The organism is Streptomyces sp. NTD107 (assembly GCF_059510435.1).
The window spans coordinates 55326-75012 of sequence record NZ_JCAJZV010000010.1 but is presented as its reverse complement, the minus strand read 5'-3'; the positions used below and the strand labels follow the sequence as shown (position 1 = coordinate 75012).

Genomic DNA, 19687 nt, shown 5'->3' with positions numbered 1-19687 from the left:
CCGGGTCCGGGTCCGCGCGCTGCCGGGTCGCCTCGGCCGGCAGCCGCAGGGTCAGCGTCGGGCCGGTGGCCCCGGCCGCCGCCTCCGGCGCGCTCCCGCTGACGCTCTCCACCCCGAAGTGCGCCAGCAGCGCGGTGCAGGAGCGGCAGTGCGGCGCGTACGTGCCGTGCCGCGGGTCGCCGTCCTCCCTGATGTGCCGGGTGGTGATCACCGCGCCGCGCAGCAGCCGGGCATCACCGCCCTCGCCCAGATGCCGGGAGATCAGCGCCACCTCGGGGCAGCGCCCCGCGTGCCGCTCCCGGTCGGCGGCGCCGAGCCGGTCCAGTAACTCCCGCACCTGCGGATGCAGTCCCGGGGCGGCCCCGGCCGACCGGATCGCCGCCGTGCCCTTGAGGGGCTGCTCCCGCCCGGGCAGGGACAGCGCGGCGGCGGTGGTGGGCAGGATGCCGTCCCGCCGGTGTCGCAGCGCGGGGGCGGCGGGCCCGGCAGCCGCCCGGCCCTGGCTCTCAAGATCCCGAATCACCCGGCATCCTCGCCTTTCCTCCCCCGGTCCTCCCCACATTGCCGATCAGCTTGCCACAACCGGCTGTCACAACGGCTTAAGCAGCCCTGGGGCAGTGCCCATGACACCTACACCTCGTAGGCTGTCCGCGAACAGCGTGACCGCGCGCAGGAGCAGCAGGGGGCCAAACGCCATGACGACAGGTCGGCTCGGGCAGCACGCCGCGCCACCGAACGGGGCCTATGCGGGACAGCTGGTGCAGTTCCCGGACCCGGTACGGGCGGCCCGCTTTCCGCAGGGCGTCCGGGTGGACGCGGAGGGGTTCCCGGACTTCTCCCCGTTCGCCAGAGCCGCCGCCGAGATCGCCGAGCCCCCCGAGGGCTTCGGCATCGACGAGCTGCGGCTGACGGACTACGTCTCGGCCAACGCCGCGCTGCACGCCGCCGGACACGAACTGTGGGCCGACCTGCCGCCGGTGGCCACCCCGCACGGCTGGACCTGGCACCATGTCGCCCGCTCCCGCCGGCTCGAACTGGTCCCGGTCGAGGTGAAGGCGCTGCTGCGGCACCATGCGGGCCTCGCCACCACGGCCGTCGACCAGAACAAGCGCGGCACCCGCCCGCTCCAGGACCCCAAACCGGTGCATTTCGCCGCCCCGTACTCGGTGGCGGTGGAGGAGGACCGACTGCGCGCGGCCGAGGACAAGCTGGGCTACCGGCTGCCCGGCGCGTACCGCTCGTTCCTCAAGGCGGCCGGCGGCTGCGCCCCGGTGGGTCTGGCGCTGGACGCCGAGCTGGGGCTCCTGATCGACCAGCCGTTCTTCACCCTGAGGGAGGAGGCGGCGGTCAACGATCTCGTCTACATCAACAAATGTCTGCGTGATCATCTGACGAAGGACTATCTCGGGGTCGCGTTCGTCAACGGCGGGATCATCGCGGTGAAGGTCAAGGGCGACGACGGCATCGGTTCGGTGTGGCTGTGCGCCTACGACGACGCCCGGGACCGCGACGGGCTGACCGTCCAGGAGCGGGTGGAAACCCTGCTGCTGCCGTGCGGGGCCGATTTCGACGAGTTCCTGCTGCGACTGGCGGGCCGGCCGCCGGAGCTGGAGACGGTGGCCGATCTGATGGTGGACGGCGGCTTCGCCCGCGCCGTCCCGGTGGAGGGGTGAGGCGGCGATGGTGACCTTCGCACAGGCGCAGGAGCGCGCCGACCGCTGGGTGAACGGCTCCACCACCGGGGAGCGCAGCCGCGAGGTGCGGGTGCGCGAGTTCGATCTGGGCTTTGTGGCCTGGGCCGAGGACTGCGGCGGCAAGCTGGTGATCGCGCGGGACAGCGGTGAGTCCACGCTGTGGCCGGCGCTGCCGGTGAGCGAGGTGATCCGGCGGTACGAGGAGACGTACGGCGCGGCGGTCGCCGCCGCACCGGCGGCGGGTGACGGCGCGGCCGGGCGGATGGACCTGGAGGCCACGTCGTTCCTGCTGACACCGCCCGACTGGCTCCAGGCGGCGGCGGACCGGGCGAGCGGGGCGGCATCCGCGCCGGATGCCGGCGCCGACGCGTGGGCCGGCACCGACACCGGCGCGACGCCCTCCCCGGGCGGCCAGGACCCCGGCCCCGACGCCGGGCCGGCCGCCTCCGGTGACCCGGGTGAGGACGCCGATGCCGAGGCGGGCACCGGCACCGGCGCCGGCCCCGACGTGTGGGCTGGCACCGACACCGGCGGGGCGCCTTCCCCGGGCAGCCAGGACCCCGGCGCCGACGCGTGGGGATCTTCGCCGGGCGACTGCGAGGCCGAAGCCGACTCCGGAGCCGAGGCTGCCGAAGCCGAAGCTGCCGAAGCCGAGGCCGACCCGTGGGCCGGCACCGACACGGGAGCGGGGGCGCACTCCGCCGGCGGATCGGTGTGGGACGCCACCGACACCTCCGGCAGTGGTACGGACATGGCGTCCGTGGCACCGCCCGCCACCGTGTTCTCGCCGCCGGTCGTGCTGGACCGGGAGCCCCCGGCCGGGCTCGGCGGCCAGGAGAAGCCGGCCCCGGCGCAGCTCGCCTCGGAGGCCCGTACCTCCGTGATGCCGCAGGGCAGCGCGCTGCCCAGGACCGCGCTGCACGACGCGCTCCCGCCGGGCGCCCCCGCGCAGCAGCCGCCCGTACCGCCGGTGCCCGCGCCGGCGGTCCGCACCGGCGGCGGGGCGGCCGATCTGGCCTCCGCCGACACCGCCAAGGCGGCCATGGCGCCCACCGCCCCGCAGGGCGGCCCGTCCCGGCCCGGCCCCGGGGTGCCCCCGCCGCCGCCCCCCGCGCCCAGCCTCCCGGGGGCGCCGGGCGGCACCACCGGCGGTGCCGGAGCCGGTGGTGGCGGCGCCGACGCGTATATCCCCACCCAGCAGGTCACCCCGGAGGAGATCGCCGCGCTCAAGGCGGCGGCCTCCCGGCCCACCTCGCCCAACCCCGCCGTTCCCCCGCCGCCCGGCGGCCCGACCGGCGGCGCCGCCGCCAACGTGCACGCCGCCGCCACGATGCTCTCCCCCGCCCCCGGCGGCCCGGGCATGGGCGACACCGGTGGCGTACCGTTCCCGCCCCCCGCACCCGCCGGGCCCGGCCACGGCACCCCGCCGCCGCCACCCCCGGGACCGGCGATCCAGGCGCCCGGCGGCCCCGGCACGCCACCACCGCCCGCCCCCGCCGTGCAGGGGTACGGCTATCCGCACACCGGCCTGCCCACCGTCGGCTCCGGCTACATGGCGGTGCTCCGCTACCGCGCGCCCGACGGCTCCGAGCAGCAGCTGATCCGCCGCTCCGCCCCCGGCATGCCGCACCCCGAATGGCAGCTGCTGCGCGAGCTGCACGCCATGAACGTGCCGCCGCACCAGGTCCTGGAACTCCACACCGAGCTCCAGTCCTGCGAGCTGCCGGGCGGCTACTGCGCCCGGATGATCCGCGACAACTGGCCGCAGGTGCGCATCACGCACACCGCCCCGTACGGCCACGACCACACCACCCGGCAGGCCGGCGTCCGCCACCTCGTCGAGCACCAGGACGAGCTCCAGCAGTTCGCGGACGGCCCGCCGCGCTCCGCCCCCGTACGGGCCCCGCTGCCGCATCAGCAGCCGGCCCCGGCCGTCGGTCTCGACGTCATCGGGCAGGAGCTGGCCGAGGCGTACGGCCCGCAGGCCGTCTTCCGCTACGACCAGCAGTCGGTCTCCCGGCAGGGGGTGCCGGAGATCGTGGCGCACACCCTGCTGTGGTCGGGGCTGCCGCTGGAGATCGCGCCGATCTTCTGGGCGCACGCGCAGCCGGGCCGGCTGGTGCCCACCCTCGCCGAGGTGGCGGTGGAGCGCGGCGTGCAGCCGGCGCCGGACGCGGGTTCGTACCTCGTGATGGGCACCGACTTCGGCAAGCAGCTGTGCGTGCAGTACGGCACGGCGCACATCGTGGCGGTGCCGCTGGAGGCGGGCCCCGGCGGCGCGGTGGCGACGCCGCAGTTCGTGAACGCCTCGCTGCCGCAGTTCGTGCGGTCACTGGCGCTGCTGGGCCGGATGTGGCGCCTGCGGTACGGGCTGAACCCGGAGCAGGCGGGGCGCTGGACGACGGACTTCCAGGCGCAGCTGGCCTCGCTCGACCCGCAGGCGGTGGCCGATCCGGAGAACTGGTGGTCGGTACTGCTCGAACAGATGTGGGACGGTCTGCTCTAGGGGGTGGCGATCGGCCGGATGCCGCGGGACCTCCGGGTCGGGGGTCCTGCGGTTATCCTGCGGGAACCGGCCATTTCCATCGAAGGGCACAGTCACGTGAGTTCCGTTCGTCCGGCAGCCGTCATCGTTCTCGCAGCGGGCGCGGGGACCCGCATGAAATCCGCCACCCCCAAGATGCTGCACGAGATCTGCGGCCGGTCACTGGTCGGCCATGTGGTGACCGCCGCCGGTGAGCTGGACCCGGAGCGCCTTGTCGTGGTCGTGGGCCACGCGCGGGAGCAGGTCACGGCCCATCTGTCCGAAATCGCCCCGGCGGCCTTGACGGCGGTGCAGGAGAACCCGAACGGCACCGGCCACGCGGTCCGGGCCGCGCTCGCCGAGCTGGGCGGGGCGGGTGAGCTGTCCGGCACGGTCCTGGTGACCTGTGGCGACACCCCGCTGCTGACGGCCGGCACGCTGGCGGACCTGGCCGGTACCCACGCCGCCGAGGGCAACGCGGTCACGGTGCTGACCGCCGAGGTGCCGGACCCCACCGGCTACGGCCGGATCGTGCGCGACCCGGCGGACGGCTCGGTGACGGCGATCGTGGAACAGCGCGACGCGGACGGGGCCCAGCTGGCCATCCGGGAGATCAACTCCGGCGTCTTCGCGTTCGACGCCCGCCTGCTGGGCGAGGCGCTGGCGCAGCTGTCCACGGACAACAGCCAGGGTGAGGAATACCTCACCGATGTGCTGGGCATCCTGCGCGCCGCGGGCCACCGGGCGGGCGCGGCCCGGGCGGCCGACCACACCGAGATCGCCGGGATCAACAACCGGGTGCAGCTGGCCGCCGCCCGCCGGCTGCTGAACGACCAGTTGCTGGAGCGGGCGATGCTCGCCGGCGTCACGGTCATCGACCCGGCGACGACCTTCATCGACGCGACCGTGACGTTCGAGCCGGACGCGGTGATCCACCCGGGCAGCCAGCTGCTGGGCACCACCCACATCGGGGGCGGTGCCGAGATCGGGCCGAACACCCGGCTGACGCACACCTCGGTGGGCGAGGGGGCCACGGTCTCCAACACGGTGGCGGACAGCGCGCGGATCGGCGACGGCGCGAGCGTGGGCCCGTACGCCTATCTGCGCCCGGGTACGGTGCTGGGCCGTTCGGCCAAGGCGGGCACGTTCGTCGAGCTGAAGAACTCCACGGTCGGTGAGGGTACGAAGGTGCCGCATCTGACCTATGTCGGGGACGCCACGATCGGTGACTTCACCAACATCGGTGCGGCGAGCGTCTTCGTGAACTACGACGGGGAGTCGAAGCACCACACCACGATCGGTTCTTACTGCAAGACCGGCGCGGACAATATGTTTGTGGCGCCGCTCACGGTCGGGGACGGTTCTTATACGGCGGCGGGTTCGGTCATCACCAAGGATGTGCCGGCGGGTTCACTGGCGGTGGCCCGTGGGCAGCAGCGGAATGTGGAGGGCTGGGTGGCCCGCAGGCGCCCGGATTCCCCGGCCGCGCGGGCGGCCGAGGCGGCCCGGGCGGCCGGCGAGCACAAGCCGTCCGACAGCTGATCGGCGGGCCGGCGCGGGGGCCGGGTCCGTGCCGGGCGCTGTCCGAAGGGCGAACCGTGCCAAGCCGCCGCGATGGGCGGGAAGTACCGTAGAGGTGCCCCGAACGGGCCGATACGCGCAGAAGCGGACTCCAAGGAGACACACTGTGACCGGGATCAAGACGACCGGCGAGAAGAAGATGATGCTCTTCTCCGGCCGCGCCCACCCCGAGTTGGCGAAGGAGGTCGCCGCCGAATTGGGCGTGGGTCTGGTCCCGACCACGGCCAGGGAATTCGCGAACGGCGAGATTTACGTACGTTTTCAGGAGTCGGTGCGCGGTGCCGACTGTTTTCTGATCCAGAGCCACACGGCGCCGATCAATACCTGGATCATGGAACAGCTGATCATGATCGATGCCCTGAAACGGGCCTCCGCGCGCAGTATCTCCGTGATCATTCCGTTCTATGGCTATGCCCGGCAGGACAAGAAGCACCGGGGCCGCGAGCCCATCTCGGCCCGGCTGATGGCGGATCTGCTGAAGACGGCCGGCGCGCACCGGATCATCACCATGGATCTGCACGCCGACCAGGTGCAGGGCTACTTCGACGGCCCGGTCGACCACCTCTTCGCGCTGCCGGTGCTCACCAACTACATCGGCGGGCGGGTCGACCGCGACAAGCTGACCGTGGTCTCCCCGGACGCCGGGCGGGTACGGGTCGCGGACCGCTGGGCGGACAAGCTGGGCGCGCCGCTGGCGATCGTGCACAAGCGGCGTGACCCGGATGTGGCGAACCAGGTGACGGTGCACGAGGTGGTGGGCGATGTGGACGGCCGGGTGTGTGTCCTGGTCGACGACATGATCGACACCGGTGGCACCATCTGCGCGGCGGCGGACGCGCTGTTCGCGAACGGCGCGGAGGACGTCATCGTGGCGGCCACCCACGGGGTGCTGTCGGGGCCGGCCGCCGACCGGCTGAAGAACTCCAAGGTGTCCGAGTTCATCTTCACCAACTCGCTGCCCACCCCCGGTGAGCTGGAGCTGGACAAGGTCACCGTGCTGTCGATGGCGCCGACCATCGCCCGCGCGGTGCGCGAGGTCTTCGAGGACGGCTCGGTGACCAGCCTGTTCGAGGGCGACGCGTAAGACGCGTAGCCGATTCGGGCGCCGCCTCCCCCGCCGGGTAGACTTCCCGGGTTGCTCGGCGAGGGAGGCCCTTCGGGGTCGTCCGTAATCGACGCGCTCATGCTGTACACAGCAGGTCGCAGCAGGTCAGGTCCCTACGGGCCGGGTGACACGAGTACCGTCCAGCACCCGATACCCAGGGAGAACACCATGGCCGATGTGAAGATCGCCGCCGAGATCCGCGAAGAGTTCGGCAAGGGCGCCTCGCGCCGCATCCGTACCGCCGACAAGGTTCCGGCCGTCATCTACGGGCACGGCGCCGACCCCGTGCACGTCACCCTGCCGGGCCACGCCACCATGCTGGCGCTGAAGAACTCCAACGTCCTGATCACCCTGGACGTCGCCGGCCGCGAAGAGCTGGTCATCCCCAAGGCCGTGCAGCGCCACGCGCTCAAGGGTCACCTCGTCCACCTCGACCTGCTGGTCGTGAAGAAGGGCGAGAAGGTCAACGTCGAGGTGCCGCTGCTCACCGAGGGCGACCTGGCCCCGGGCGCCGGTCTGCTGGAGCACGTGCTGTCCGCGCTGCCGGTCGAGGCCGAGGCCACCCACATCCCGCAGTCCCTCACCGTCTCCGTGCAGGGCCTGAACACCGGCGACTCGGTGCTGGCCAAGGACGTGCCGCTGCCCAAGGGCACCACGCTGGCCATCGACGGCGACGACATCGTCGTGCAGGTCGTGCAGGCGCAGGCCGAGGAGCCGGCGGCGGGTGCCGGCGAGGGCAACGGCGAAGAGGCCGCGTCCGCCTGAGCCGACCGACCGGCTCACCCGGTGAACCCGGGCCCGCGATCGCAGGATCGGAGGATGGAAGGATGCGGAGCATGAGTGAAAGCACCTCACCCTCCCCGTCCCCCTCCCCCTGGCTGATCGCGGGCCTGGGAAACCCGGGGCCGCAGTACGCGGGCAACCGCCACAACGTCGGCTTCATGGTGGCCGATCTGCTGGCCGACCGGATCGGCGCCACGTTCAAGGCGCACAAGTCCCGGGCGATGGTGGCGGAGGGGCGGCTCGCCGGCCACCGGGTGGTGCTGGCCAAGCCGATGACGTACATGAACGTCTCCGGCGGCCCCACCGGCGCGCTGAGCGCCTTCTACAAGATCCCCGCCGAGCGCGTCATCGCCGTCCACGACGAACTCGACATCGGCTACGGCGTGCTGCGCCTCAAGCTGGGCGGGGGCGACAACGGCCACAACGGTCTCAAGTCGCTGACCGCGACGCTGGGCCGCGACTACCACCGGGTCCGTTTCGGGGTGGGCCGCCCGCCGGGGCGGATGGAGGTGGCGGCGTTCGTGCTCAAGGACTTCTCGGCCGCCGAACGCAAGGAACTGGACTACTTCGTGGACCGCGCCGCCGACGCGGTGGAGGCCCTGATCGCCGAGGGCCTGGAGCGGGCGCAGGGTACGTACAACGGCTGAGGGGGTTGACCCCGCGTACGGGCTTGGCCAAGGATCTGCGCCATGCCCGTCAGACGCAGCCGACTGCGGCGAGCAGGGGAGAGCGCGTTCGGCGCGCTGCTGCTCACCCGGATCATCGTGATGACGTTCCTCGCCCTGCTGCTGATCGTGGGCGGGGCCTGGAGTTCGTGGGACACCGCGCGGCACGCGCTGCGCTCCGCGGACCGGGAATCGGGCGCCATGCTGCTGGATGCCTGCGACCGCGAGCGCTGCACCGGCCGCTTCGAGCCGACCGGTGAGACCGTCGTCCTCAGGCAGCCGATCGCCCGCGCGCCCGGCGAGACCGTGCCGGTGGCGCTGCGGCCCGGCACGGTGGAGGCGGTACGGACCGGGGCGCCCGGCGTGCTGTACGCGTCGCTCCCGCTGGCCGGTGCCCTTCTGCTGGCCGCCGTGGTGATCGCGGGCGGGCTGCGGATGTACCGCACCGCGTGGACCACGGCCGGCGCGGGCGTCGCGCTGCTGGCGGCGGCGTTCGTGCTGTGGTGAGTCAGCGGGCGGTTTCGGGCGCGGCCTCGGGCGCGGGCGCCGGGGCGGGTACGGCCGTACGGTCCCGGTCCCGGGGCCGGGAGCGGGAGACGGCGACCCCGGCGAGGCACAGCACGCCACCGAGCAGGCCGAGGACACCCGGCACTTCGCCCAGCAGCACCCAGGCCATCAGCACCACGAGCGCGGGGACCACATAGGTGGTGGCGCTCATCTTCCCGGCGGTGGTGCGGGCCAGCGCGTACGCCCAGGTGGTGAAGGCCAGGGCGGTGGGGAACACCCCCAGATACACCATGTTGAGCGTGGCGGACGCCGGGGCGTCGGCGACCTCGGCCACCAGTTGCCCGGTGAACGGCAGCGCGGCGACGAGCCCGGTCAGCGCGCTGAAGGTGACCACCTGGAGCGGCCCGGCGTGCGCGAGCGCCGACTTCTGAAGCACCACGCCGGCCGCATACGACAGGGCGGCCAGCAGACAGAGCAGCACCCCGAGGCTGGACGCGTCTCCCTCACCGGACAGCGAGAACCCGACGACGATCGCTCCGAGGAAGGAGACCCCCATCCCGGTCAGCAGGGTGCGCGGCAGCCCCTCCCCCAGCATCCGGCCGCCGATGACCGCGACCAGCAGCGGCGCGACATTGACCAGCATGGCGGCGGTACCGGCGTCGACCTCCTGCTCGCCCCAGTTGAGCGCCACGTTGTAGACCCCGAACCACAGAAACCCGGAGGCCAGGATCCACGGCCAGGCCGCCCGGGCCGGCCACCCCACCCGGCGCACCAGACAGAACACCGCGAGCACGACCACGGCGGCGAGCAACCGCCCCAGCGTCAGCGCCCCGGGGGAGTAGGCTTCCCCCGCACTGCGGATGGACACAAACGCCGAGGCCCACAGCACCACGGTCACCCCAGCGGCGCCCAGCGCCAGCCACTTCTGCCGCCCGCTGTCAGGCGCATCGCTGCTCATGGTGCTGACATTAGACGGTGGTTGCCCGCCCCTTCAATACACTTCCGGCATCCGCTGCCGGCTCGGCCGGGGGCCTGATCCCCATCACCAGCAACGCGGCCAGCGCACACAGCACCCCCGAGGAGATCCAGGCCAGGTCGTAGGAGCCGGTGACATCCCGGATCGCCCCGGCGCCGAAGGCCACCACCGCCGCCCCCAACTGGTGGGAAGCCAGCACCCAGCCGAAGACGACCGCGCCGTCCGCGCCGAAGTGCTCCCGGCACAGCGCGATGGTGGGCGGCACGGTCGCCACCCAGTCCAGCCCGTAGAACAGGACGAACAGCAGCATCGGCGGATGCACGTTCTCGGCGAAGAGCGCGGGCAGGAACAGCAGCGAAAGACCGCGCAGCCCGTAGTAGACGGCCAGCAGCAGACGCGGATCGAACCGGTCGGTCAGCCAGCCGGAGAAGACCGTCCCCGCGATGTCGAAGACCCCGATCAGCGCCAGCAGCCCGGCCGCCACCGGAACGGCCATGCCGTGATCGTGGGCCCCGGGCACGAAGTGGGTGCCGACCAGGCCGTTGGTCGACGCCCCGCAGATCGCGAACGTCGCCGCGAGCAGCCAGAACACCCGGCTGCGCACCCCGGTGCGCAGCGCGCCCACCGCCCGCCGCCCGGCCCGCTGCGTCGGCGGAGCCGGCGGCGTGTAGCCCTCGGGCGCCCCGTACGGCAGCACCCCGGCGTCCTCGGGCCGGTCCCGCATGACCCACACCACCAGCGGAACGACGGCCAGCGCCGCCAGCGAGACCACGACCGCCGCCGTACGCCAGCCGGGGCCGTCCGCCAGCAGCCCGACCAGCGGCAGGAACACCAGACCCCCCGCCGCGCCGCCCGCCGTCAGCACCCCGGTGACCAGGCCCCGGCGGGCCACGAACCAGCGGCCCGCGATGGTGGCGGCGAACGCCAGCGCCATCGACCCGGAACCCAGCCCCACCAGCACCCCCCAGCACAGGACCAGTTGCCACTGGCTGGTCATGAAAACGGTGAGCCCGCTGCCCGCCGAGATGAGCACCAGCGCCCCCGCGACCACCCGCCGCACCCCGTACCGCTCCATCAGCGCCGTGGAGAACGGCGCGGTGAACCCGTACAGCAGCAGATTGATGGAAACGGCAAAGGAGATGGCCCCCCGCGACCAGCCGAACTCCTCGTGCAGCGGGTCGACCAGCACCCCCGGCGTGGCCCGGAACCCGGCCGCGCCGACCAGCACCAGGAACGCCACCACAGCCACCCACCAGGCGGGATGCACCCGCGACATCGCCTTGTTCACCCCCCGATCGTGCGCCGGTGCACCGATCCCATCGAGTGGCCCGAAGGACACACTGTGCAAAGATCGGGCCATGGCCACCCGACGGCATCAGGTGGCGGTCCTCGTCCGCCACGGACTGCTCCCCATCGAACTGGGCATCGCGCACCGGCTGCTGGGCCGCGCACGCTCCGCGACCGGGGAGCCGCTGTACGACGTCCGCACCTGCACGGCGACCCCCGGCCCGGTCCGTACCGACGCCGACTTCACGATCAACGTCGAGCACGGCCCCGAACTCCTGGCCCGCGCCGACACCGTGATCATCCCCGCCGCGCACGAGCCCGACGAGACCTACACCGCGGGCACCCTCCCCGCCCCGCTCGCCGACGCGCTGGCCCGCATCCGGCCGGGCACCAGAATCGCCTCGATCTGCACCGGCGCCTTCGTCCTGGCCGCCGCCGGACTGCTCAACGGCCGGACCGCCACCACCCACTGGGCGGAGTGCGACCGCTTCCGCACCCTCTACCCCGCGGTGGACCTGCGCCCGGACGTCCTGTTCACCGACGAGGAACACCTCCTCACCTCGGCGGGCGTGGCCTCCGGCATCGACCTGTGCCTCCACATGATCCGCAAGGACTTCGGCTCGGCGGTCGCCGCCTCGGTGGCCCGCCGCACCGTCGTCCCGCCGCACCGCGACGGCGGCCAGGCCCAGTACATCGAACACCCCCTGCCACCCCCCGGCCGCCCCACCACCGCCGACGCCCGCGACTACGCCCTGGCCCACCTCGCCGAACCGCTGACCCTGCGGCAACTCGCCGCCCGGAACGCCATGAGCGTGCGCACCTTCACCCGCCGCTTCCGCGAGGAAACCGGCGTCTCCCCCCAGCGCTGGCTCACCCAGCAACGCCTGGACCGCGCCCGCCACTTGCTGGAGACCACCGACCTCCCGATGGACCGCATCGCCCACACCACCGGCTTCGGCACCGCCGCCTCGCTGCGCCACCACTTCCACACCGCCCTGTCCACCACCCCCACCACCTACCGCCGCACCTTCCGTCCCTGACCATCGCTTTGCCCGGTGGTCGGTAGGGTGCGGGACGTGGTGATCGATGACAACCGGCTGGCCGCACTGCACAACGAGGCGGTGACCGGGAATCCGGCGGCGGCCTGCGAGCTGGGACGGCTCCTGTGCCTCGTTCCGGGCGAACGGGCCGACGAGGACTGGCCGTTACCCCAATGGCCCGGCGAACCCTGGCTGCGCGCGGCGCTGACGGCCCGCCCCGGCGACGCCGTGGCCGCCGTCCTGCTGGCCGGGGTGCTGGCCCAGCAGATCGAGCTGAGTTACGTGCAGGGCGACCCCGGCTCCGCCATCGCCCGCCGGCAGGGCGAGGCCCTGCATCTGTACCGGTCCGTACTGCGCGCCGACCCCGACGACCCGGCGGCCCGCGCCGGCCTCCAGGCCCTGCGCCGCCCCGCCGCCGCACCCGCCTGCGACGCCCCGTACGCGTACTACCGGCTGGACGCCACCCTGGCCGGCACGACGGCCCGGCTGATCACCCCGGACCCGCACGAACTCCGCTGGGCCGCCCAGCCACTCCTGGGCGCCGCCGACGAACTGACCCTCACCGTCCACACCCCCGACGCCAAACCCCACACCACCCCCCTCCCCACCCAACTGCCACCCCTCCCCGGCCCACCCCTCCCCCCGGGCCACCCCGTCCACCTCACCCTGGACCACGCCGACGTGATCGCCCACTACGGCTACGGCCTGAGCCTGTCACCGAGCCGAACACCCACCAGCGCGGAGCCGCCGCATGACTGATCTTCCCTACGTGCTGCTGTCCTGCGCGGCTTCCGTGGACGGCTGCATCGACGACACGAGTGATGAGCGCCTGCTCCTGTCGAACGACGAGGACTTCGACCGGGTTGACGAGGTGCGAGCCGGCTGTGACGCGATCCTGGTGGGTGCGAACACCATCCGCCGGGACAACCCGCGCCTGCTGGTACGCTCCGCCGCCCGGCGCGCGGCCCGCGTGGCGGCGGGCCGGGGCGAGAGCCCGCTGAAGGTGACCATCAGCGGCTCCGGCGACCTCGACCCTGCGGCACGGTTCTTCACGACCGGGGCGGTGGACAAGCTTGTCTACTGTGACGGTGGAGGCGTCCACAAGGCTGCCGAGCGGCTGGCGGAAGTGGCCACGGTCCTGAACGGCGGCCAACCACTCGATCTGAAGCTGGTGTTGGCCGACCTCGGGAAGCGCGGGGTGGAGCGCCTGATGGTGGAAGGCGGCAGCACCCTGCACACCCAGTTCCTCCGGGCCGGCCTCGCCGACGAACTCCAGCTGGTGATCGCGCCGTTCCTCGTGGGCCAGCCGACGGCCCCCCGCTTCGTCGGCTCCGGCCCCTTCCCGCAGAATGCCGGAAGCCGCATGCGGTTGGCCGAGACACGGCAGATCGGAGACTGCGTGCTGCTGCGCTATCTGCCGGGAAGGGAAGTGCGCCAGTGAACGGCCCCTCCCACGAGCAGTGGATGCGCGAGGCCATCGCGCTGTCCCGCCAGTGTCCCCTCTCCGAGACGGCGTTCTCGGTCGGCGCGATCATCGTCAGCGACGCGGGGGACGTTCTCGCCACCGGCTTCTCCCGCGAGGGCGGACCCCACAACCACGCCGAGGAAGCGGCCCTGGCCAAGCTTCCGCCGGCCGATCCCCGGCTGGCCACGGCCACGCTCTACAGCTCACTGGAGCCGTGCAGCACCCGGGCTTCCCGCCCGCTGACCTGCACCCAGCACATCCTGCGCGCCGGCCTGCCCACCGTGGTCTTCGCCTGGCGGGAGCCGCTGCTCTTCGCCAACTGCGACGGCGCCGAGGCCCTGGCCGCGGCCGGGGTGCGGGTGGTCGAACTACCCGCCCTGGCGGACGAGGCCCGGGCGGTCAACGCGCATCTGCCGCCAGAACCCCCCGCCTGACGGCGGCCAGCAGCCCGGCCACCCGACCGGGCGTCGCCACCAGTTCGACGGCGGGGTCGGCGCTCTCGCGGACCAGGACAATGCGTTCTGGCACGATCGCGGTCTGGAGGCAGGCATCCCCTTCACCGCAGAACGATGACTGCTGCCAAGCATGAGTCAACACAGTGACCTCTTTCATAGTTCACGTGCCAGGCGATGGATGAAGTCGCGCGAATCGTCTGGGTCAAGAGCTGCGGCTTCCATCTTGTCCAAGAGCAAACGGTATCTCGCCAACTGAGCCTCCGCGTCCAGAAACAGGAGGCCATGAGACTGATCCACCTGAACCGTGTCCAGAAGGGGCACCTGGCCCGACGCGTAGCAGATGGAGTGCCCAGCGTGCCCTGACCCCAGATACGCGCCGGCTGAGAAGGGGATTACACGAACACAGATGTGATCTCGCTCGCTCATCTCCACGATATGGCTCAACTGCCGTTTCATCGCATCGGCGCCTCCAAAGGGGATGAGGAGGGCGGATTCATGAATGACCGTGCTGTAGTTGACTGGCGAAGCCCTATAGATCACGTCTTGGCGCTTCACGCGAAAAGAGACCCGATGTTCTGCCTCCGAGGGAGTCAGCGGTGGAACAACCACGCTGAAGATCCCTCGCGAATGTTCGGCCGTCTGCAACAGGCCGGGAACGTGGGTGCTGTAGGCGCACCGCAAGGCAGTGGCGTGATCTTCGAGTTCCGCCAGATCCAGCATCCCAGTGGGAACGATCTCTCGGTACTGATCCCACCATCCACGCCTGCGGCCCGAAGCCATGTCAACCAAGGCATCGATGAGTTCGCCGTCATCGCAGTTGTAAATCCGGGCCAGGGTACGCACCCGCTCGGCGCTCACACCGTACCGGCTGGACTCTATGTTGCTGATCTGCGCCGGTACGGTTCCCAAACCGCGTGACGCCTCCGTGACATTCAGTCCCGCCCGCTCGCGCATCTTGCGCAACTCCACGCCGAGTCGCACACGACGTCCGGTCGGAGCGGCCCGTACGGCAGCCATCCGCAACCACCTTCCTCCAGCACCATGCCTGGTCATCCACTCACACGAGTGAAATGCATGAGATTTTTTCAATCTACGCCAAAATTTAATGCCATTGCCCTAGAGTCTACGTCAGGCAACTCCCCTCTGGCACAGGAGGCTTCCATGAGCGATCCGATCCCGCCGACCCCTTCCCCGTTCCTCCAACGTCTCAATGATCCTGAGGTCTACGAACGCGACCTCACCGCCATGGTCAACGACACCGCGCCACGGATGTTCGCCGTCGTGGCCGATGTGGTCGAGGAGGGCGGCATCCGTAACGGGTGGGTGATGTCCTGGGGGTTGCAGCACCCGGACGGCGCGACCCAGGTGATCAGCGACGACGGGCAGCGCCTGATGCGTCTGCGCTCCCCGGAACGGATCCCGTTCCTCTTCACCCAACTGCTGGGCGGCGACGGCACAGCTCGCCTGAAGTGGGTGGACTGACCCACTCCGCCGGAAATCATCACCCCGTACGACACACCCATCCACTGATCAGCACCCACCTCGCCACTGGGGTTCGGCCGGCCTCGGCCGGACCCCTTCGCAGCATGGAGACCGGAGACCTTCACGCTCGCCCTGCGCCCGACGCCCTATGCCTCCACCACCTGGACGTACGACAACGGCAGTTACCTCACATCGGACCGCACCGGTGCCGTCACACCGTACAACCACCCCATGCTCGAACATCTCGCTGTGACTGACGGTGCGCGCACACTGCTGGTCGTGCGGGAGAGCGGCTCCGAGACGCTGTTCACCGGAACTCGGCGACTCACTGAACGCTCCACCGCCGTCTTCGGAGGCGACCTGCATCTGCGCTATCCCGCACCAGCCCTGCACAGCAGCCCCCGGACCTTGGCTCCGGAGGCTGATGTCCTGGCAGCCTTTGGCGAAGCGATGGACCAGTCACTCGACATCCACCCCTGGGAACCGGAGTCCACGGTCTTCCACCTCACCGGCGGCTTCGATTCCGGGACCACCGCCACCCGAGCCGCCCAGCGCGTTCCGGGAACGCTGGACACTGCCGCCCTCGGAGTCACCGGTGTCGGACGCAACCAGCAGATCCGACGTCGCAGGGAAATGCGGGCGACCTGCCCTTCGGAACACGATCACCACTCGGGTAGTTCCTCGATCGGCTCGGCCCGGCGGCCGAGCAGGTAGAGGCGGTACTTGGTGCGTTCCACCTCGTGCACAAGGCTGAATCCCTGGGCCGTGTAGTAGCGCACCAGCTCCGGCCGCACGCAGTCCCGACGTACCCAGGTCCGGCCGGCGCGGGCAGCGCGGTCCACCGCCCACAGCGCCATCAGTGTGCCCGGCCGCAGATGGCGCAGCTCGGGGTCGGTCACCGAGGTGTTGAGGTAGTGGGCGGGCTCCGCCCGCTCCGCTTCCGTCCAGCCCCAGGGCGGACCCTCATCCTGGACAGTCGTCCGGCCGACAATCCGCGAACCGTCCATCTCCAGCAGCCACACGTCCCCGCATGGGTTGTCACACTGACCGGCGAGATCGTCCACGCTCTCCCGCCAACTGGGCAGACCCCGTTCCTCCATCCAGCAACAGCGCGCGCGGATCATCTCCGCTACCGCCGGAATGTCGGCCGACACCGCAGGACGCATCACCAGCACGGCCATTCCTTCCCTTCAACACCACCGAGGCCCCGCCCGGCACGGTAGCCGGGCGGGGCCTCGGAAGGGTGCCGTCGTGGTCAGCCGGTGTTGCGGAGGCCGGCCGCCACCCCGTTGACCGTCAGGAGGAGGGCCCTGGTCAGCAGCGGGTCGGGGGTTTCGCCGCGTTCGGCGGCCTCGCGCTGGCGGTGGAGGAGGGAGACCTGGAGGTACGAGATCGGGTCGAGGTACGCGTCGCGGATGTGGAGGGTGCGGCTCAGGGCCGGGTTGGCTTCCAGCAGCTCCGACTCGCCCGTGATGCGCAGCACTTCGGACACCGTCAGCGCGTGCTCCGCCTCGATCACGTCGAAGATGTGCTGCAACTCCTGCGGCACCAGCGTGTCCACGTAGTGCCGGGCGATCCGCAGGTCCGTCTTGGCCAGCGTCATCTCCACGTTGGAGAGGAAGTTGCGGAAGAAGTGCCAGCGGGTGAAGGCTTCGGCGAGCGTGTCCTCCAGGCCCGCCTCGCGGGCCGCCCGCAGGCCGGTGCCCGCGCCGAACCAGCCGGGCACGATCTGCCGGGACTGGGTCCAGCCGAACACCCAAGGGATCGCCCGCAGTCCGTCCAGCCCCGCGCCGCTGTCCGGGCGGCGGGAGGGGCGGGAGCCCAGGTGCAGCTCCGCCAGCTGGTCCACCGGGGTGGCCGCGAAGAAGTACGCCGGCAGGTCCGGGTCCTCCACCAGCTTCCGGTAGGCGCCGTGCGCCGCCTCCGAGACGGTGTCCATCGCCGCGTCCCACCGCGCCAGGTCCTCGTCCGACTGACGGGGGGCGGTGTGCAGCGCGGATGCCTGGAGGGTGGCGGCGACCGTCAGCTCCAGGTTCTCCCGTGCCAGTGACGGCACCAGGTACTTGTCCGAGATGACCTCGCCCTGCTCGGTCACCTTGATCTCGCCCTCCAGCGTGCCCCACGGCTGCGCCAGGATCGCGTCCTGCGTCGGCCCGCCGCCGCGCCCCACCGTGCCGCCGCGGCCGTGGAACAGCCGCAGCCGTACCCCGTGCCGGTGCGCCACATCGCGCAGCCGGCGCTGCGCCCGGTGGATCTCCCACTGGGAGGTGGTGATGCCGCCGAACTTGGAGGAGTCGCTGTAGCCGAGCATGACCTCCTGCACGTCGTCGCGCAGCGCGACAAGACGGCGGTAGGAGGGGTCGGACAGCATCGCGTCCAGCAGCTCGTCGGCGATCTTGAGTTCGTCCGTGGTCTCCAGCAGCGGGACGATGCCGATCTTCGCCCAGCCGGCGTGCAGGTCCAGCAGCCCGGCCTCGCGCGCCAGGATCGCCGCCGCGAAGACGTCGTCCGCGCCCTGGCACATCGAGATGATGTACGACTCGATGATCTCGGGGCCGAACGCCTCCAGCGCCTTCCCGATCGTCCCGAAGACGCCCAGCGTCTTCGCGCCCGCCGCGTCCAGCGGCGCCGGGGAGGGGGCCAGCGGGCGGCGCGAGCGCAGTTCCTTCGCGAGCAGCTTCAGCCGGTACTCGCGCGGCATGTCCGCGTACCGCCACGACTCCTCGCCGAGCCGGTCGAAGAGCTGCCCCAGCGCGTGGTGGTGGGCATCCGCGTGCTCGCGTACGTCCATCGTGGCCAGTTGGAGCCCGAACGCCGCCACCGTACGCATCAGTCGCTCAAGGCGCCCGTCCGCGATCAGCCCGCCCCGGTTCTCGCGCAGCGAGCGCTGCACGACGGCGAGGTCGGCCAGCAGCTCGCCGGTGCCCAGGTAGTCGTGCCCGGGTACGTGGACGGCGCCCGCCGCCAGCCGGGTGCGGGTGTTGAGCAGCTTCTGCCGGACGCAGGTGACCTTCAGCCGGTAGGGCTCCTCGGCGTTGAGCCGCTTGTAGCGCGGGGTGATCTCCGGCAGCGCCTCCAGGTCGGCGGCGAGCGAGTCCAGCAGTTCCTCGGTGGCGCCGCTGTTGCGGATGGAGTTGGACAGCGCGCTGCGCAGCTGGTCGATGTGCTCCAGGGCCATGGTGATGCCGTGCTCGTGCTGGAGCAGCAGCACGTCCCAGGTGACGGACGGGGTGACGTTGGGGTTGCCGTCGCGGTCGCCGCCGATCCAGGTGCCGAAGGTGAGCGGGCGGGAGCCGGCCGGGAGCGGTGCGCCGGCCCGTTCCAGCTCGTCGGCCAGGTCCTCCAGCAGGTCGCCGACCGCGCCGTGGTGCAGCTCGTCCAGGTAGTAGACGGCGTTGCGGGCCTCGTCGGTGGGCTCGGGGCGGGTGACGCGCAGTTCGTCGGTCTGCCAGATGAGGTCGATGTTCTCGGCGAGCCGCAGTTCGGTACGGCGCCGGTCCGCGCCGTACAGCTCGCTCTCGGGGCGGTCCAGCAGTTCGGCGATCTTGCGGAGCTTGGTGAGCACCGAGCGGCGGGCCGCCTCGGTGGGGTGTGCGGTGAAGACGGGCCGTACCCCCAGGTTGGCCACGGTCTGCCGCAGATGCGCGGGGTCGGCTTCCTTGAGCATGTCGGCGGTGCGCGACAGCGGCCCGCCCTCGGTCGCCCGGCGGGCCGCCAGTTCGCGCCCCCGGTGCACCTGCTCGGTCACATTCGCCAGATGGAAGTAGGTGGAGAACGCGCGTACGAGCTTGGCCGCGGTCTGGAGATCGGTATCCCCGAGCAGGGCGGCGGCGGCCTCGCCGTCCGTACGGGTCAGGGACCGGACCCGCTCGACGAGGTCGAGCAGTTCAGGACCGTCCTGCCGGACCAGCGTCTCCCCGAGCAGGTCACCCAAACGACGGATGTCCGCGCGCAGCGCGCTACCACTTTCGGGGCTTTCCACTCTCTCCGGCTTACTGTCGGCACTGCTCACAGTTGCGGCTCCTCGCAGCTGAATGAAGCTGAATGGGCAGGAATCTGGCAGGTCACGGACCGCGCTGTCCGACGGACCCCCATGGTAATGAGGCCGCCCCGCAAGGGAGGG

Annotated in this window: 17 protein-coding genes and 2 pseudogenes; 12 read left to right on the top strand and 7 right to left on the bottom strand. The window is 71.7% G+C overall.

Annotated features, from left to right (window positions below):
• Positions 1 to 124: 124 nt before the first annotated feature.
• Positions 125 to 562, bottom strand: a pseudogene (locus AC5WRL_RS20245) (YwqJ-related putative deaminase); the annotation flags it as partial.
• 133 nt (positions 563 to 695) lie between these two features.
• Between AC5WRL_RS20245 and AC5WRL_RS20240 the strand changes: the two are divergent.
• The 7 genes from AC5WRL_RS20240 (at position 696) to AC5WRL_RS20210 (ending at position 8859) form a co-directional block, all read left to right on the top strand.
• Entirely contained in the window at positions 696 to 1673 is a 978-nt protein-coding gene (locus AC5WRL_RS20240) for an SMI1/KNR4 family protein (protein WP_496090030.1), read from the top strand.
• A 7-nt stretch (positions 1674 to 1680) separates the two neighbouring features.
• Positions 1681 to 4200 (top strand): SUKH-4 family immunity protein, encoded by a 2520-nt coding sequence (locus AC5WRL_RS20235; protein ID WP_496090029.1) that lies wholly within the window; start codon positions 1681 to 1683, stop codon positions 4198 to 4200.
• Between the two features lie 96 nt (positions 4201 to 4296).
• Positions 4297 to 5760, top strand: a complete 1464-nt coding sequence (gene glmU / locus AC5WRL_RS20230; protein WP_496090028.1) for a bifunctional UDP-N-acetylglucosamine diphosphorylase/glucosamine-1-phosphate N-acetyltransferase GlmU — start codon at positions 4297 to 4299, stop codon at positions 5758 to 5760.
• 145 nt (positions 5761 to 5905) lie between these two features.
• Complete coding sequence (locus tag AC5WRL_RS20225; RefSeq protein WP_496090027.1) at positions 5906 to 6883, top strand: ribose-phosphate diphosphokinase; 978 nt, start codon at positions 5906 to 5908, stop codon at positions 6881 to 6883.
• A gap of 189 nt (positions 6884 to 7072) precedes the next feature.
• Entirely contained in the window at positions 7073 to 7669 is a 597-nt protein-coding gene (locus AC5WRL_RS20220; protein ID WP_496090026.1) for a 50S ribosomal protein L25/general stress protein Ctc, read from the top strand.
• 62 nt (positions 7670 to 7731) lie between these two features.
• A complete protein-coding gene (gene pth / locus AC5WRL_RS20215; protein ID WP_496090025.1) occupies positions 7732 to 8334 on the top strand; it encodes an aminoacyl-tRNA hydrolase in 603 nt (200 codons plus the stop codon).
• A 42-nt stretch (positions 8335 to 8376) separates the two neighbouring features.
• A complete protein-coding gene (locus AC5WRL_RS20210) occupies positions 8377 to 8859 on the top strand; it encodes a hypothetical protein (protein WP_496090024.1) in 483 nt (160 codons plus the stop codon).
• 1 nt (position 8860) lies between these two features.
• Here the strand turns inward: AC5WRL_RS20210 and AC5WRL_RS20205 are convergent, their stop codons facing one another.
• Together AC5WRL_RS20205 and AC5WRL_RS20200 are read right to left on the bottom strand one after the other, a co-directional pair.
• Positions 8861 to 9817 carry a DMT family transporter gene (locus AC5WRL_RS20205; RefSeq protein WP_496090023.1) on the bottom strand — a complete coding sequence of 319 codons (957 nt, stop codon included), beginning with the start codon at positions 9815 to 9817 and terminating at the stop codon, positions 8861 to 8863.
• Positions 9818 to 9827: 10 nt separating this feature from the next.
• Positions 9828 to 11111, bottom strand: a complete 1284-nt coding sequence (locus AC5WRL_RS20200; protein ID WP_496090137.1) for an MFS transporter — start codon at positions 11109 to 11111, stop codon at positions 9828 to 9830.
• A gap of 82 nt (positions 11112 to 11193) precedes the next feature.
• Between AC5WRL_RS20200 and AC5WRL_RS20195 the strand changes: the two genes are divergently transcribed.
• From AC5WRL_RS20195 to AC5WRL_RS20185, 3 genes and pseudogenes are all read left to right on the top strand, one after another.
• Complete coding sequence (locus AC5WRL_RS20195) at positions 11194 to 12162, top strand: GlxA family transcriptional regulator (RefSeq protein ID WP_496090022.1); 969 nt, start codon at positions 11194 to 11196, stop codon at positions 12160 to 12162.
• Positions 12163 to 12198: 36 nt separating this feature from the next.
• On the top strand, positions 12199 to 12921 hold the full coding sequence (locus AC5WRL_RS20190) for a hypothetical protein (protein WP_496090021.1): 723 nt from the start codon (positions 12199 to 12201) through the stop codon (positions 12919 to 12921).
• Positions 12914 to 14061: pseudogene (locus AC5WRL_RS20185) on the top strand (dihydrofolate reductase family protein). The gene AC5WRL_RS20190 and the pseudogene AC5WRL_RS20185 overlap by 8 nt, the downstream one beginning before the upstream one ends.
• Here AC5WRL_RS20185 and AC5WRL_RS20180 read toward each other — a convergent pair.
• Both AC5WRL_RS20180 and AC5WRL_RS20175 read right to left on the bottom strand, forming a co-directional pair.
• Complete coding sequence (locus AC5WRL_RS20180) at positions 14027 to 14239, bottom strand: DUF397 domain-containing protein (protein WP_496090020.1); 213 nt, start codon at positions 14237 to 14239, stop codon at positions 14027 to 14029. The pseudogene AC5WRL_RS20185 and the gene AC5WRL_RS20180 overlap by 35 nt on opposite strands.
• Positions 14236 to 15099 carry a helix-turn-helix domain-containing protein gene (locus tag AC5WRL_RS20175; RefSeq protein WP_496090019.1) on the bottom strand — a complete coding sequence of 288 codons (864 nt, stop codon included), beginning with the start codon at positions 15097 to 15099 and terminating at the stop codon, positions 14236 to 14238. The genes AC5WRL_RS20180 and AC5WRL_RS20175 overlap by 4 nt, the downstream gene beginning before the upstream one ends.
• Positions 15100 to 15243: 144 nt before the next feature.
• On the opposite strand from AC5WRL_RS20175, the gene AC5WRL_RS20170 reads away from it, so the two are divergent.
• A complete protein-coding gene (locus AC5WRL_RS20170) occupies positions 15244 to 15564 on the top strand; it encodes a hypothetical protein (RefSeq protein ID WP_496090018.1) in 321 nt (106 codons plus the stop codon).
• 231 nt (positions 15565 to 15795) lie between these two features.
• On the top strand, positions 15796 to 16278 hold the full coding sequence (locus AC5WRL_RS20165; protein ID WP_496090017.1) for a hypothetical protein: 483 nt from the start codon (positions 15796 to 15798) through the stop codon (positions 16276 to 16278).
• On the opposite strand, the gene AC5WRL_RS20160 is transcribed toward AC5WRL_RS20165, so the two are convergent.
• Positions 16227 to 16730: a GNAT family N-acetyltransferase gene (locus AC5WRL_RS20160; RefSeq protein ID WP_496090136.1), complete on the bottom strand. Its 504-nt coding sequence runs from the start codon at positions 16728 to 16730 to the stop codon at positions 16227 to 16229. The genes AC5WRL_RS20165 and AC5WRL_RS20160 overlap by 52 nt on opposite strands.
• A gap of 89 nt (positions 16731 to 16819) precedes the next feature.
• On the bottom strand, positions 16820 to 19576 hold the full coding sequence (gene ppc, locus AC5WRL_RS20155; RefSeq protein ID WP_496090016.1) for a phosphoenolpyruvate carboxylase: 2757 nt from the start codon (positions 19574 to 19576) through the stop codon (positions 16820 to 16822).
• Between the last annotated feature and the right edge of the window lie 111 nt (positions 19577 to 19687).

Bases quoted from the DNA above. Each gene is read 5' to 3' on its own strand.
- AC5WRL_RS20240 (WP_496090030.1), top strand. From the start codon at position 696: ATGACGACAGGTCGGCTCGGGCAGCACGCCGCGCCACCGAACGGGGCC.
- AC5WRL_RS20235 (WP_496090029.1), top strand. From the start codon at position 1,681: ATGGTGACCTTCGCACAGGCGCAGGAGCGCGCCGACCGCTGGGTGAAC.
- AC5WRL_RS20220 (WP_496090026.1), top strand. From the start codon at position 7,073: ATGGCCGATGTGAAGATCGCCGCCGAGATCCGCGAAGAGTTCGGCAAG.
- pth (WP_496090025.1), top strand. From the start codon at position 7,732: ATGCGGAGCATGAGTGAAAGCACCTCACCCTCCCCGTCCCCCTCCCCC.
- AC5WRL_RS20210 (WP_496090024.1), top strand. From the start codon at position 8,377: ATGCCCGTCAGACGCAGCCGACTGCGGCGAGCAGGGGAGAGCGCGTTC.
- AC5WRL_RS20205 (WP_496090023.1), bottom strand. From the start codon at position 9,817: ATGAGCAGCGATGCGCCTGACAGCGGGCGGCAGAAGTGGCTGGCGCTG.
- AC5WRL_RS20200 (WP_496090137.1), bottom strand. From the start codon at position 11,111: ATGTCGCGGGTGCATCCCGCCTGGTGGGTGGCTGTGGTGGCGTTCCTG.
- AC5WRL_RS20195 (WP_496090022.1), top strand. From the start codon at position 11,194: ATGGCCACCCGACGGCATCAGGTGGCGGTCCTCGTCCGCCACGGACTG.
- AC5WRL_RS20180 (WP_496090020.1), bottom strand. From the start codon at position 14,239: ATGAAAGAGGTCACTGTGTTGACTCATGCTTGGCAGCAGTCATCGTTC.
- AC5WRL_RS20175 (WP_496090019.1), bottom strand. From the start codon at position 15,099: ATGGCTGCCGTACGGGCCGCTCCGACCGGACGTCGTGTGCGACTCGGC.
- AC5WRL_RS20170 (WP_496090018.1), top strand. From the start codon at position 15,244: ATGAGCGATCCGATCCCGCCGACCCCTTCCCCGTTCCTCCAACGTCTC.
- AC5WRL_RS20165 (WP_496090017.1), top strand. From the start codon at position 15,796: ATGCTCGAACATCTCGCTGTGACTGACGGTGCGCGCACACTGCTGGTC.
- AC5WRL_RS20160 (WP_496090136.1), bottom strand. From the start codon at position 16,730: ATGCGTCCTGCGGTGTCGGCCGACATTCCGGCGGTAGCGGAGATGATC.